The sequence below is a fragment of the Methanolacinia paynteri genome (assembly GCF_000784355.1).
Lineage (GTDB): Archaea > Halobacteriota > Methanomicrobia > Methanomicrobiales > Methanomicrobiaceae > Methanolacinia > Methanolacinia paynteri.
In genome coordinates this window covers 1-12,730 of the sequence record NZ_AXDV01000012.1, presented here as the reverse complement: position 1 = coordinate 12,730, position 12,730 = coordinate 1, and the positions used below count along the sequence as shown (strand labels likewise).

At 45.7% G+C, this 12,730-nt stretch carries 14 protein-coding genes, 1 tRNA gene and 3 rRNA genes; 4 read left to right on the top strand and 14 right to left on the bottom strand.

Annotated elements, in window-relative coordinates; genetic code table 11:
• The first annotated feature begins 61 nt into the window (after nucleotides 1-61).
• Both METPAY_RS13985 and METPAY_RS00915 read left to right on the top strand, forming a co-directional pair.
• On the top strand, nucleotides 62-2,725 hold the full coding sequence (locus METPAY_RS13985) for a hybrid sensor histidine kinase/response regulator (protein ID WP_052418606.1): 2,664 nt from the start codon (nucleotides 62-64) through the stop codon (nucleotides 2,723-2,725).
• Nucleotides 2,726-2,890: 165 nt separating this feature from the next.
• Complete coding sequence (locus tag METPAY_RS00915; RefSeq protein WP_048148320.1) at nucleotides 2,891-3,163, top strand: nucleoside triphosphate pyrophosphohydrolase; 273 nt, start codon at nucleotides 2,891-2,893, stop codon at nucleotides 3,161-3,163.
• Nucleotides 3,164-3,201: 38 nt separating this feature from the next.
• On the opposite strand, the gene METPAY_RS00910 is transcribed toward METPAY_RS00915, so the two are convergent.
• From METPAY_RS00910 to METPAY_RS00865, 11 genes are all read right to left on the bottom strand, one after another.
• Nucleotides 3,202-3,609: a DUF134 domain-containing protein gene (locus METPAY_RS00910; RefSeq protein WP_048148319.1), complete on the bottom strand. Its 408-nt coding sequence runs from the start codon at nucleotides 3,607-3,609 to the stop codon at nucleotides 3,202-3,204.
• Nucleotides 3,606-4,475 (bottom strand): ATP-binding protein, encoded by an 870-nt coding sequence (locus METPAY_RS00905; RefSeq protein WP_048148318.1) that lies wholly within the window; start codon nucleotides 4,473-4,475, stop codon nucleotides 3,606-3,608. The genes METPAY_RS00910 and METPAY_RS00905 overlap by 4 nt, the downstream gene beginning before the upstream one ends.
• Nucleotides 4,472-5,323, bottom strand: a complete 852-nt coding sequence (locus METPAY_RS00900; RefSeq protein ID WP_048148316.1) for a nucleotide-binding protein — start codon at nucleotides 5,321-5,323, stop codon at nucleotides 4,472-4,474. Before METPAY_RS00900 ends, METPAY_RS00905 begins: the two co-directional genes overlap by 4 nt.
• A 24-nt stretch (nucleotides 5,324-5,347) precedes the next feature.
• Nucleotides 5,348-5,683: a NifB/NifX family molybdenum-iron cluster-binding protein gene (locus METPAY_RS00895; RefSeq protein WP_048148314.1), complete on the bottom strand. Its 336-nt coding sequence runs from the start codon at nucleotides 5,681-5,683 to the stop codon at nucleotides 5,348-5,350.
• Nucleotides 5,684-5,710: 27 nt separating this feature from the next.
• Nucleotides 5,711-6,076 carry a NifB/NifX family molybdenum-iron cluster-binding protein gene (locus METPAY_RS00890; RefSeq protein ID WP_048148355.1) on the bottom strand — a complete coding sequence of 122 codons (366 nt, stop codon included), beginning with the start codon at nucleotides 6,074-6,076 and terminating at the stop codon, nucleotides 5,711-5,713.
• Between the two features lie 16 nt (nucleotides 6,077-6,092).
• Entirely contained in the window at nucleotides 6,093-6,392 is a 300-nt protein-coding gene (locus METPAY_RS14810; protein WP_157198967.1) for a hypothetical protein, read from the bottom strand.
• Nucleotides 6,393-6,512: 120 nt separating this feature from the next.
• The gene (locus METPAY_RS00885) at nucleotides 6,513-7,358 is read right to left on the bottom strand and encodes a mechanosensitive ion channel family protein (RefSeq protein WP_306413892.1); all 846 of its coding nucleotides are present in this window, start codon (nucleotides 7,356-7,358) and stop codon (nucleotides 6,513-6,515) included.
• Nucleotides 7,359-7,360: 2 nt separating this feature from the next.
• Nucleotides 7,361-8,068, bottom strand: coding sequence for a DUF432 domain-containing protein (locus METPAY_RS00880; protein ID WP_048148311.1), 708 nt, complete (start codon nucleotides 8,066-8,068; stop codon nucleotides 7,361-7,363).
• 341 nt (nucleotides 8,069-8,409) lie between these two features.
• Nucleotides 8,410-8,531 (bottom strand): 5S ribosomal RNA (gene rrf, locus METPAY_RS00875).
• 92 nt (nucleotides 8,532-8,623) lie between these two features.
• Nucleotides 8,624-8,695 (bottom strand) — tRNA-Cys (locus METPAY_RS00870).
• Nucleotides 8,696-8,770: 75 nt separating this feature from the next.
• Nucleotides 8,771-9,466, bottom strand: a complete 696-nt coding sequence (locus METPAY_RS00865; RefSeq protein WP_048148309.1) for an HFX_2341 family transcriptional regulator domain-containing protein — start codon at nucleotides 9,464-9,466, stop codon at nucleotides 8,771-8,773.
• A gap of 255 nt (nucleotides 9,467-9,721) precedes the next feature.
• Here METPAY_RS00865 and METPAY_RS00860 point away from each other — a divergent pair, with 255 nt between their 5' ends.
• Nucleotides 9,722-11,137, top strand: a complete 1,416-nt coding sequence (locus METPAY_RS00860; RefSeq protein ID WP_157198966.1) for an MFS transporter — start codon at nucleotides 9,722-9,724, stop codon at nucleotides 11,135-11,137.
• Here the strand turns inward: METPAY_RS00860 and METPAY_RS00855 are convergent.
• Complete coding sequence (locus tag METPAY_RS00855; RefSeq protein ID WP_048148304.1) at nucleotides 11,130-11,384, bottom strand: hypothetical protein; 255 nt, start codon at nucleotides 11,382-11,384, stop codon at nucleotides 11,130-11,132. The genes METPAY_RS00860 and METPAY_RS00855 overlap by 8 nt on opposite strands.
• 151 nt (nucleotides 11,385-11,535) lie before the next feature.
• Between METPAY_RS00855 and METPAY_RS00850 the strand changes: the two genes are divergently transcribed.
• Nucleotides 11,536-12,057: a GNAT family N-acetyltransferase gene (locus tag METPAY_RS00850; RefSeq protein WP_048148302.1), complete on the top strand. Its 522-nt coding sequence runs from the start codon at nucleotides 11,536-11,538 to the stop codon at nucleotides 12,055-12,057.
• Between the two features lie 330 nt (nucleotides 12,058-12,387).
• Here the strand turns inward: METPAY_RS00850 and rrf (METPAY_RS00845) are convergent.
• Both rrf (METPAY_RS00845) and METPAY_RS15230 read right to left on the bottom strand, forming a co-directional pair.
• Nucleotides 12,388-12,509: ribosomal RNA gene (gene rrf / locus METPAY_RS00845) — 5S ribosomal RNA — on the bottom strand.
• 125 nt (nucleotides 12,510-12,634) lie between these two features.
• Nucleotides 12,635-12,730 (bottom strand): 23S ribosomal RNA (locus METPAY_RS15230); the annotation flags it as partial.

The following is a 12,730-nucleotide window of genomic DNA, read 5'->3' as shown; positions in this document are numbered from 1 at the left end:
GCATCCCTGCGGTATAAACACCCCAAAAACTATATAACCCACCATATCTCTCAATTAATCTATGGGGTCTGCATTCTCACTGATCTTTATCGGCGACGAATCCATGGCGGAGAAGATAAAGGCGGGACTTAACCGGCTAAACGATCCAGAACTTAAAATAAAGGCCACATTTTTGAGATCGGCAGAAGAGGCGCTTTCAGGTATGGAAAGCGGAGATTACGATCTGATTGTTGCAGGTTACAAAAACGAGGATCTAAGCGGGACCGGACTGATCAGGAAAATAAGGGAAAAAAACAGAGTTGCCCGTCTTTTAATAGTCGCCGATCCGGCAGATAAAAAAATGGTCCTCAAGGACCTTCATAAGGGCTACGAGTTCGGACTTATATTCTCCGGGGATGACGATCAAATCCTCACGCGAATAAAAAATATAATACAGGACGTAAAGTATCAAAAAAATCCACAGGAAGAGATCGAAAAATCAAAGCAGGTTATAAGAGCGATTTTAGATTCGACAGACAATATCGGGATCATCACGACAGATGTCAACAAAATTATAACTTTTTTCAGCAGGGGTGCGGAAAAACTGCTCGGTTACAGCCATGAAGAGGTAGTAGGGAAGGCGACTCCTATGATATTCCATGTTGAAGAGGAGATCTCCGAAAGAGCAGATGAACTGTTTGAAAAAACAGGAAAAAAGATTGAAGGTCTTGATCTCTTCGATGAGATAATAGCGGGCGGGAAACCTGAAAGACGCGAGTGGACCTACAAAAAAAAGGATGGCAGCCTGATTGTTGTAGATCTCACAATGACCCGGATAAAAGACGCTTCCGGGAACATTTGGGGGAGTTTCGGGATGTTCTACGACATCACCGGAAGAAAGGAACTCGAAGAGGAGTTCAGATTATACAAGATCCAGTCTTCGGGAATTATTTCCAATATACCTGAGCCGACCTTTGCAATTGATCTCGACGGCAGGGTGATCGCCTGGAATCTGGCGATGGAGGAGCTGACCGGCATTCCTGCACAGGACATACTTGGAAAAGGAGATCACGAGTATGCAATACCGTTCTACGGAAAGCGCCGCCCTATGCTCATCGACCTGATAACAGAATCTGATGAACTGATGAAAAAATGGGAATACGAGGAAATTATAAAGACCGGCAATGTGATAGCAGCCGATGTTGCCCCGTTTAAAATCAGGGAGAAAACACTCTATTACAGGGTAAGCGCTTCTCCGATATACGATAAAAACAGCAAAATCATTGGTGCTGTAGAATGTGCTTCAGATTTTACCCACATAAAAGAGGTAGAAGAAGCCCTCGCCAGGGAAAAAGCCAATGTGGAATATATAATCGACAGCCTTCCGGGAATGTTTTATATGTTCTATATGTTCGATGAAAACGGCAGATTCGTCAGGTGGAACAAAAACCTTGAAACAATAACCGGTTACTCGGCAGAAGAGGTCCGGAAGATGAAACCGCTCGAGTTTATAGGGGACGATTATAAGGACCAGTCGTCCGAATCCATAGAAACGGCTTTTTCAAAGGGGTACTCGGATGTAGAGGCGGTCATAGTCACCAAAGACGGAAGGAGAATTCCCTTCTTCTTCTCGGCAAACAGGGAAATAATCGACGGAACCCCGTATATCCTTGGGATGGGGCTCGACATCACAAAGGCGAAAGAGAAAGACGAAGAGATTAGGAAACTCGCGTCTGTCGTCAGGCACTCGGGAGAGATGATAGCCCTGGCAGACCCGAAAGGGGTTATTAACTTCATCAACGAGGCCGGAGCAAAGATGCTGGGAGTCGGTGTAGACGAGATCGACGGATATCTTTGGACAGACTTCATTCCAGATTCCCTGAAAGATAAACTGGATCCAGAAATTATGCCGGCATTGACCGAAAAAGGACTATGGGAAGGTGAACTCCAGTACCTTAACAGAAGAACGGGTGATCTGATCGATGTCCATGCAATGGTGTTCACCATCAATGATCCTGAAACGGGTGAACCTGTACATATTGCGAATATGTCGCTGGATATTACGGACAAGAAGAAAGCCAAGGCTGCATTAAGAGAGGTGAATAAAAAACTCAACCTGCTCGGGAGCATAACGCGGCACGACATCCTGAACCAGATTACAGTTGCACAGGGGTATATGGATATCCTGGAGATGGACGGGCAGATTGCAAAAGAAACGGAAGTTGGCGACAAGTGCGAAAGGGTCGCGGGTGCAATAGAGACGATAAAGAGACTTATTCTTTTCACGAAGGACTACAAGGATCTCGGCGAGCAGTCGCCGGAATGGTACAATGTCGGCAGGATAATAGATAGTAACTACAGGAATTCAGGATTCCGGTCGATACAACTTGTCAACGAGACCGACAACCTGGAGGTATATGCCGATCCGCTGTTCGGGAAGGTGATCTACAATCTCTTTGATAATGCGGTTAAGCACGGGGAAAAGATAACGACAATTAAATTTTATTTCACGAGATCGGAGGATGGTCTCGACCTCGTGTGCGAAGATGACGGTGTCGGGGTGCCCGGTGAATTCAAGGAGAAAATATTCAGGAGGGAACATTACCAGAACACGGGACTCGGCCTGTTCCTGTCAGGAGAGATTCTCTCGATTACAGGCATGTCGATCGAAGAGAACGGCCGCTACGGCGAAGGGGCGAGATTCGTGATACATATCCCTAAGGGACTGTTCCGTTTTCCAGAATAAATCATTTATTCTCACCCCGGATCTATTATAACGAAAGGAGATTAAACAAGATCCGTCCTTTTTCATTTCTCCGGCACCGGCTCAGGAAACAACTGCTGTTCTCTTCCAGTACGGAAGGAAACTTTTAAACAGGCTTCCTGATTATCACACCTTAAGGCAGTATTTATGAAGATCTACAACAAGGCCGTCAGGGACAGAATACCGGAGATAATAACCTCGAGAGGTGAAGTATGCAACTACGAGAGTCTTCCCGACGATGAATTTCTTCCGTTTCTCCAGATGAAACTCCTCGAAGAGTCAAACGAGTATATAGAATCGGAAGATGCGGAGGAGCTTGCAGACCTTCTTGAAACAATTTCCAGGATTGCAGAGATCGAAGGTATCAGCATGGAAAAGCTGGATGAGATCAGGAAAGAAAAGTCGAAGATTGCGGGATAGTTTGAAAAGAATATTGTTCTGGTTGCAGCTGATGAGGATTAGGAGAGATCTTTCTCCTCATCCTGCGGGATATTATTTTCAGGGCATTCGCCCTCCATCTCTCTCCGGCATCCCACGACACGGATCATCTTGCCGTTAACCAGCGCATCCGCGATCTTTCTTCTTGTTTCATGCAGGTCGCGCCACAGAGTCTTTCTTGAGACCCCGATCTCCTTTGCGGCGGACTCCTGGTCGTAGCCCATGAGATCAATCAGCCTGATGATCCCGATCTCCTCCGGGTAAAGAGTTACTACCATCTCCTCCCCCTCGCATCTCCGGCAGAGCGGACCGTAGCAGTGAAAATTGCCCGTATCTCCGCAGATAGTTCTCGGAACTCTCGGCCGCCCGCGCCCTCTGCGCCGGCATCCGGCTCCGTTTGAATTCGGGGTTTGTTCCTCATCGTTCATGCCACATCGAGCTCCTTAGAAAGGTTATCACGGATCTTTTTTATGGCTTCGGATGCGGGGCAGTCTATTCGGGTAACAGGCATATTTCTCCTGACAGCGGCAATAACGGAAGGGTCGAACGGGATCTTCCCGACAACGGTGAGGCCTTCCGAACGACAGAATTCCTCGATCTCACGGGTAACCGACTCTTCAAGATCATACCTGTTGATGACAACGAATATCCTGAGCCTGAATCCTTTGCATACTCCGACCAGCCTTGAGAGATCGGATAATCCAGAGATACTTGGTTCGGTTACTGCAAGAACCGCATCCATACCGCTGACTGTTGAAATCAAAGGGCAGCCAGTCCCCGGGGGGCCGTCGATCAAAAGCAATTCGCTGATGTTCGCCCACCTGGCAGCACGTTTCTTCACCTCATTTACCAGGAGCCCGGAGTTTCCCGAACCCGGGTCCAGACGTGCATGCGCGAGTGGGCCTGCCTCTGTAGCCGAGCAGAAGATCTCACCTGACAGACGCTTCTTCATGGAGATCGCCCCGGAAGGGCAGAGATAATCACAGACCCCGCACCCTTCGCAGCGAAGAGTCCTTACCGAATACAGGCCGTCTGTTATCTCCACTGCATCAAAGCGGCAGTTTTCAAGACATGCGCCGCACTGGACGCATTTTTCGGTGTCGATAACAGAAACATCCAGCCCGTGGAAATCCTCTGCGGACAGAAGCTCTCCGGGATAAAGGAGTTTGAAATTCGAGGCCTCGACATCGCAGTCGGCAAGAGAGAGATCCGATTTGACGATTTCTGCAAGGCCGGCAGTAACCATCGTCTTGCCGGTCCCACCCTTTCCGCTTACTACTGCAATTTTCTTCATATTCCTACCCCGCCGATCCTGAGGCATTCGTCGTACATGCAGGCAAACTGTTCCTTCCAGCCGGGCATCCTTTCGCTGATCAGTCCGCCTTTGTTCTGCACGGATGCGATCTCTTTATCGAACGGGATCGTCATTAGAACAGGAATGTCAGCCTCCGCGCAGTAATCGCGAACCTCCTCATCGGAACCGTCGCTGCGGTTTATCACTACCCCGGTATTCAGGCCCAGGTTCTTTGTCACGCCCACGGCAAGATCGAGATCGTGGAGGCCGAACGGAGTCGATTCGGTTACGAGTATGCAGAAGTCCGTATCTTCCATCGCTTCGATTACAGGACATGCAATTCCCGGAGACGAATCGATTATGACAATTTCGTCATCTTCCGCCATCTCTTTTGCACTCCTGATTATCCGGGGTGCAAGAACCTCTCCCTCTTTCAAAAATCCGCTGATAAGCCTTAAGCCCGAAAGTGGATTTGAGTCTTCCACCAGGCCTATCGGATAAGGAGTCTCTGATATGGCTTTTTCCGGACAGACGATCATGCACCCGCCGCATGCATGACACATCTTCTCGAAGATAAGCACCCGATCCTTTAGTACTGCAATTGCACCGTAACGACAGAAATTCCCGCAGTCCCCGCAGAGAGTGCATAGATCCGTATCAACTTTCGGAATTGTGGTAAAGACATCTCTTGTTTCAGGTTCCGAATCGAAGAAGAGGTGAAGGTTTGGCACCTCAACGTCACAGTCGACAAGTGTCACCGGATGCCGATCAAGAAGGGAATATGCAAGATTGGCTGCAACCGTACTCTTCCCGGTTCCGCCTTTTCCGCTCGCAACAACGATCTTCATCTCTTCATCCCTTCAGGACAGGATTCAGATCATCTGCCTGAGTTTGCCTTCCTCGAACTTTGCGACCGCATCGGCCACTGTTCCGTTATCGCCGTATGAAAATACCTTCACACCCGAAGCCTGAAGAGTGGTGGTTGCATTTCCGCCAAGCTGTCCGGTGATCACCACATCTGCACCCTCTTTGATGATCAGCTGGACGATCCTCGGTCCGACACCTCCGCTCTCATTCAGCAGGGGATTTTCGATCGTGTCGGACTTTCCGGACCCGGAATCGACGAATACGAAATACGGAGCTCTCCCAAATCTTTCTTCAACGAGTGAGTCTGTTCCTGCTCCCTTAGATGTTACACAAATCTTCATGGCTCATCAACACCGAAAGATCAAAAATTAATGTTCTCCATGCGAGCCGTCGCATTCACTGCCGTCATGATGACACATGCTCTGGCCTGAAACGAGGTTGCCGTTTGCAAACTCGGATACGGCCGAATCGATACTTCCGGAAACACCGAGGATTACCTCGATCCCGTAACTGCAGAAGAGATCCACTGCACGGGGGCCCATCCCGCCGGCGATCACGAAATCGACATTGTGTTCGCTCAAAAATGCCGGGAGGCGTCCCGGTTCGTGACCCGGACTCATTAGATCCTCTTCCCTTGCTATATCCTTACCGTTGACATTGAATATTGCATACGATACACAATGCCCGAAATGTGCGGAAACATTGTCTCCTTCCATTGCAACTGCTACTTTCATATTAAAACTCCTTAAATTAAAATCCGCGGCGCCCGTTTCTGCGTCCGCCGAATGTTCTTCTTCCCTGCGCCTGACTTCTTCCCCGGCCGTATCCGCCGCAAAAGCCAGCTCCGCATCCGCAGGGCACTCCGCCTCTGCCGACACCAGAGAATCCTGCAGAAAGATTTTCAGAATTGCCTGCCGAATTCAAATCTCCTTCGTTTAGTACTTTCTTTTCATCTTCAGACATTTGGGAATCCGCAGGAACACAGTTTCCGCGTCTCCATCCTGTCATAGAACCCGTTCCACAGGGTCCGGCTCCGTTAAAACCTGGCATTCTTTGTCACCTGTTGAATTGTATATATTACACATATGCGCAAAAATAAATAAAGGTGCTTCTTGCGGCACTAAAAATTTGCATCTTTTCAGGCAAAAATAATGAAAAATGAAGGATTGCCTAGTTAATGCTGTCAGCAGATTCTTCATGGCCGGTTCCCTCAGGGAACCATAGCGTCCTCTGCGGGAACGGGATCTGGATTCCGTTTTCTTCAAGAGCAATTTTAATCTTCCACAGTAGTTCGGTCCTGACATCCCACCATTCGGAGGAAGGTGCCCAGATCCTGACGATCAGGACAACTGCGTTGTCCCCGAGTTCATCGACGTATATGGAAGGAGAGGGATTTTTCAGTGCGAACGGGTGCTTGTTTATTACTTCCCATATGACCTCGATTGCCCTGTCTGCATCGTCAGAATACCTGATCCCGACTGAATATTCAAATCTTCTTGCAACGTGTGCGACATAATTCGTGATATTCGAGGTGAAGAGTGTCTGGTTAGGTATTCTTGTATAAATTCCGTCATAGGTTTTGATAATGGTGGAGAGAATCCTGATATCCTCAACTGTTCCGAGAGTATCACCCACACCGATATTGTCGCCGATCTTAATGGGCTGTTCGAAGAAGAGAATGAGGCCGGAGAAGAAATTCGCGATAACCGTCTGCCCCGCAAGACCTATGATTATACTTAAGAATCCTCCGGCAATCAGGAGTCCTGAGAGTTCGACGTGCAGGTGCGGGAGTGCAACGAGAATTCCGATGGCCACAATCGAGAAGTATACGATTTTCGAGGTCATCTCGCGGTCATTGACCGGCATCCATCCCGAGAGGCCCTTCTTGATCTTCTTGGAGATAAAAGCAGCCAGAATAAAGGTTGCAATTATTATTATGACAAAATAGATGACATCAATGACATAGAGGTTATCAGTGCCGACAGGCGTGTTCAGGAATACATTTACGATATCCACCACTACTGGTACCCCCAGTTCATCTTATAGAATTTGCCGACAACGGGAATTTCCCTGCCGTAATAGAGTTCTATCGTCTTGTCTGTGCCTGCAACGATAGGAGCGTTGAAGAATTTTGTCTCCGCTTCGTCTTTCGGTAAAACCTTGATCTCGGCCGACATGGTGACATACCAGTCGTTGTAGAAGATCTTCATCCCGTAACTGTCGAATATGCCTATTGACAGTTCGACAATCTCCTTTTCGGGATTTACTATCTTAAGGGACATGACGCCTTCCCTGAGGTTGTCGATCTCCGGCATCTTCCTGTGGACCACACTTTTATGCCATCTTACAACGACGCCCTCCTTCGGAGACCCGTACAGAGAATATTTACTCGCAGCCTGGGAGAATACATCAAGCAGGGAGACACTTTTTCCTGACTTCAGGAAGACACCGATCTCTACCGGAAAAGTTAGGTAATAAGTATCCTCTGACTCGGGGGACATTACGATCTTATCGAACTCTATCTCAAGAAAACGTGTAATATTCTTGGGGAGATTTACAGGCTCAACAGGGTTGATTATCAATTCCCCGTCCCTGGGGGAAATAACGAGTTCCCGGGTATCGTCACCGCATATTCTGCGGTATATGAATAATCCGTTCTCTTCGGTAACCTCTACTGAAACGGATTCCTCTTCTATTGCGCAGGGATAACGGTATGTCCCATACATTTACTCATGATATCAATCACCAGATATTAAAATATTTGGAGCTTTCTGCACAAAAACGGACGAAATACGAATTTCCTAAATATAATTTCTCAATTCAGCAGATCGTCAGGGTCTCCGGACATCCAATAACACTTAATGACAACTCTTGCGCGTTCACTCCGCGAGCATGATCTGGCACAATGGCATGCGCTTTCATGACATGTCAGCGCGGAACTTTGCTCTTCTCCCCATCCCTTCTCTGATATTAAATAAAAAAAGCTCACGCCCAAAGAAAAAAGTCATAATAGACAATACTTCACGCTATTCAATCAAATTTTTTCAAAACAGGCTCCCGTCACCGGGAATTGCAGCGAGAGATGGTTCCCGAGAACTCGCGTATCTCAGTACAGCATCCTACGTGGGTGGTCTTAACTTCCGGGTTCGAAACGGGTCCGGGTGTGACACCACCGCTATGGCCGCAAATTTATTGCTCATTCACTTGCGTGAAATTTCGCATCGGAAATTTTCTGTGAAAATTTCCTGCAAGCTCAAACCTTCTGTGAAGGTTCTTCGCTAAGCCAAGGCCCAGACTTGAACTGGGGTGTAGCTGATCTGCAGTCAGCCGCGTGGCCACTCCGCCACCTTGGCAAATCGCCTATAATTATTGATCACTATCTAAATAAAAGATATCGGTTTATATTTCCATGATGGACTCCGCCTGAGTCAGGAACAGATATTGCACATTATATTTCCCAATTCCGACAATGTCACATTGATCTGCCTGCCGTTTCTTTTCTTAACGATGAACCCGTTGTCTTCAAGGACTTTAAGGTGGTGGCTGACCCTGCTTCTTTCTTTATAAAAATCATCAGAATATTTGATAATTGACGGATTCAGTCTTATAATCAGTTCATCAAGGGAGTTAACACCACCCTCGACTGCTGCAACGATCTTCATCTGCTCATCCCGCAGGAAACATACGGGCAGGGTAGGAATTTCGACGATCTCCTCTACGCCGGTTTCCTCTCCTGATTCATCGTACTGAGGTATTGAGGTTATAACTTTGCATCCGGTTATCGATCCGGCTATATAGCCAGAGACAGCAAATGTCCTCAGTGAACCGCTGATATTGACTATAACATCATTTCCACAGTCCATTTCGGAGCGAATTAAATTGACAATCTGGACGGAACTTCTTGTTATGTCTTTTTTGTCAATTGCAACAATTTCAACTTCGAAGATCTGTCCAAGTTCATCCATCATCTCTTCTGCAAGAGCTCTCGACCTCCTTTCACCGGAGGATAACTGTTCCCCCACCACCAGAATTATCCTCCCCACAGGATAATTTGAAAGCATCTTGATGGAATCCATCAACCGCTCCTTGTGGTGTCCAACAAAAACAATATGAGAAGTATTCATACCGGTCTATATATCCACCTGAAAAACATATAAAAATAGTGATAAATGTTTGAAAAATTAAGAGTTTCGATAAAATTTATTTCATATCTCATGCAAGTGAGGAAATTATATTTCAACAATATAACAGATCCCTTCCGGTTTTGCAATTTTGATTTTAATCTGGCACTCCGGTTAATTCTTTAAATGGCACTCAATCCCTGATTACCTAAGATATGATTAGAAAATAATACATTCAGGATAATCATAGATTATTCAGTGACTGACAGACGGCAATTCATCTCAGGAGCAGGATTTACATCGTTTGCTACAGGGACAGGAATATTTGCAATATATTTCATGATATCCTCCATGACCCTTGCCATCCCGGTGATTACAGTCCTGTATAATTTTCAGCCTTATGTATCAGGATTCATAATACAGGCACATCTTATCGGAACGGTGATATTCCTTCTCCCTGCTGCGAAATTAGGCGATTTAATCGGACATGAAAAGATCCTGTGCATCGGGGGATTCTTCTTTGCCTTATCGTCCTTCCTGTGCGCAGTATTTCCGTCCGACCTGGGAGGAACGGGACTGATATTCTTCAGATTCACCCAGGGAATCGGCGACGGTATGATAATGGCTTCATCACTCGTTCTGCTCTCCCGCAGATGGAGTCCTGAAAAGAGAGGAGAATCCTTCGGCCTTTTTCTTTTTTCAGGATATATGGGATATATTGCAGGTCTTCTGGGAGGAGGAGTGCTGATTGATCTCTTCAGCTGGAGAGCCCCGTTTCTGTTTACAGTTCCAATGACCATTATTACAGGAATCTGCGGTTATATCCTCTCAAAATCCGGAACAGGAACAACTTCCGGTGATAAACAGAAGTTTGACCTGAAAGGGATTGCTCTCTTCGCCCCTGGGATTGTCATGCTCACAGCCGGCCTTTCACTAATTCCTTCAACGAACTCCACATACCTGATTATCACAGGCATATTACTCTCCATCTTTCTCGTTATTCATGAAAAAAGGAGCAAATATCCATTATTTAAGATTTCCTTATTCAGAAACAACAAGATCTTCTCACTTGCAATATTATCCGATATTTTGTATTATTCAGGCATCGGTGCAATCAGTTACTTACTAAGTACATACCTGGAGGCAGGAAGAGGTCTGGGATCATTCGATGCTGCACTGGTGATCCTGCCGATATCAATTATCCAGGGTGTGATGTCTCCGGTTACCGGAAAATTATCGGATAAAATCGATCCAAAATATATATCCTCGGCCGGAGTCTCTTTAATTTTTATAATCCTCTTATTGTATTCACATATAGATCAGGACACATCAATTTTGGTGATCTCAGTTGCGGCGGCCATAACAGGAGCAGGTTTCGCTATGTTCTCAGCCCCTAATAAAAACGCAATTATGAGTTCCGTTAAACAGGAAGATCACGGAAATGCTTCAGGAATAGCTAACACTTTTGAGCAGACCGGAAATCTTGTCAGTATAGGTATTGCAGCAGCCATAATGACCGGAATTACAGGAGAATCGACATCAGGCAGTTATACTCCCGATCTCCTGCTAAAAAGTACAGATCTAATCTTTTTAATTCTTGCATTTATTTGTCTTGTAAATATTGCAATAATTCTCATACGAGGAAAGATCAAACAGGAATCAGGATTTACCTGAGAGCCTCCTCGATTTCTTCAAAAGTTAATATATCATATCCTTTAACATTATTTTCCGGGATTAGTTCAATCTGGACATATAATTCAAGATCAGGATTTTCCATTACAACAAGTGTTGGTTTTTCAACTCTTTCCAGAAAACCGAGAGATTCAAGTTCGCTTTTTAAAATCTCGATATCGGTGTAGTGGCTGAATAATTCAATGGCAGATTCTTTTAATTTTTTCTGCTCATGAATTCTAACAGTCATAGCAATGCAATGCTCAATATAACAATATAAATTTTATCCAAAGATATGAAAATAATTTTTAATTATCTTACTGGACCGAATATGAATCATGAAACTAATTACGGAATAAGCATCGTCTAATATCTATAAAAACAAACAATTTTCCAGAATTATGATACTCAAGATAATACAAACTAAAAGATTAATCCTGATTCCTGTTACTGAAGATATAATAAATTACGAAATAAATGATGGGAAACTCCCAGATGCCCTGTCAGGTATTTTTATACCTGAAAACTGGCCGCATGAATCTGTTACAACCGATGTGAACCTGACTTTCCAGGCCCTCCTTAAAGAAAAAAAATTATATAGCTTTTACTGGGTTAGCAATTCAGATAAAGAAAACCGGATATTAATAGGAAGCGGGGGGTTTATCGTCCATGAGAACGGGGATTTTGAACTGGGTTATTCAGTTCTAAAACAATACGAAAATCAGGGTTATACTACGGAAGCAGTAGAAGCACTCCTTAAATGGTACAAAGAATCTGGTTTTAAGGAGGCTGTTGTTGCCAAAACAGAACCTGAGAATTATCCTTCAATAAAAGTCTTAGAGAGAAACGGATTTTCCAGATCAGGATCCGAAGAAGAATCGGGTTTGATTGTCTATTATTTTCATTTAGTCGGGAAGGTCTAAGCCCCTTCGGGGCAACCCCATGCTCAGTTCGCTTCGCGAACTTTCGCAATGATGATAACCCGGCCTGGACGTTACCCGTTCGGGTAGCCTCGGCCGGGGAGAATTTAACTTTTCCGACGGCGACCTATCGCGATCAGGGGGAAGGTTGAAGGGAGGGGGATGTGCCCCTTCCCTTCTCTATTATTAAAAAACAAAGCTCACGCTCACAGAAAAAAAGTCACAACAAAAGAACCATACCTGTTGGTATTCAATCAAAAGTCACAATAAAACAATCATACCTACTGGTATTCTCCAAAATTTCACGTAAGAACAGTTCACAATCCATCACCGGGATTGCAGCGGGGGATGGTTCCCGAGAACTCGCGTATCTCAGTACAGCATCCTGCGTGGGTGGTCTTAACTTCCGGGTTCGAAACGGGTCCGGGTGTGACACCACCGCTATGGCCGCAAACGTCAGACTCCGGTCATGAACCGGGCGTTTGCACCTGATAAAGATCAAATTGACCCTCATCATAAATATCTGACTGTATAGTGTGTGCACATAAGGATTTCGTCTGGATTTCAGCGGTATTAGCCAATTGCTGAATTATCGGGCGTTAGTGCTTGTGGACTGAACACGTCGTTGCCTTCGTGCGTACATCCCAAGTCTATCAAACGAGTCTTTTACTCGTGC

Excerpts from the sequence above, each read along its gene's own strand:
- METPAY_RS13985 (WP_052418606.1), top strand. The coding sequence starts at position 62 with ATGGGGTCTGCATTCTCACTGATCTTTATCGGCGACGAATCCATGGCG.
- METPAY_RS00865 (WP_048148309.1), bottom strand. The coding sequence starts at position 9,466 with ATGAATACTTCTCATATTGTTTTTGTTGGACACCACAAGGAGCGGTTG.
- METPAY_RS00915 (WP_048148320.1), top strand. The coding sequence starts at position 2,891 with ATGAAGATCTACAACAAGGCCGTCAGGGACAGAATACCGGAGATAATA.
- METPAY_RS00895 (WP_048148314.1), bottom strand. The coding sequence starts at position 5,683 with ATGAAGATTTGTGTAACATCTAAGGGAGCAGGAACAGACTCACTCGTT.
- METPAY_RS14810 (WP_157198967.1), bottom strand. The coding sequence starts at position 6,392 with ATGCCAGGTTTTAACGGAGCCGGACCCTGTGGAACGGGTTCTATGACA.
- METPAY_RS00890 (WP_048148355.1), bottom strand. The coding sequence starts at position 6,076 with ATGAAAGTAGCAGTTGCAATGGAAGGAGACAATGTTTCCGCACATTTC.
- METPAY_RS00900 (WP_048148316.1), bottom strand. The coding sequence starts at position 5,323 with ATGAAGATCGTTGTTGCGAGCGGAAAAGGCGGAACCGGGAAGAGTACG.
- METPAY_RS00855 (WP_048148304.1), bottom strand. The coding sequence starts at position 11,384 with ATGACTGTTAGAATTCATGAGCAGAAAAAATTAAAAGAATCTGCCATT.
- METPAY_RS00850 (WP_048148302.1), top strand. The coding sequence starts at position 11,536 with ATGATACTCAAGATAATACAAACTAAAAGATTAATCCTGATTCCTGTT.
- METPAY_RS00910 (WP_048148319.1), bottom strand. The coding sequence starts at position 3,609 with ATGAACGATGAGGAACAAACCCCGAATTCAAACGGAGCCGGATGCCGG.
- METPAY_RS00905 (WP_048148318.1), bottom strand. The coding sequence starts at position 4,475 with ATGAAGAAAATTGCAGTAGTAAGCGGAAAGGGTGGGACCGGCAAGACG.
- METPAY_RS00880 (WP_048148311.1), bottom strand. The coding sequence starts at position 8,068 with ATGTATGGGACATACCGTTATCCCTGCGCAATAGAAGAGGAATCCGTT.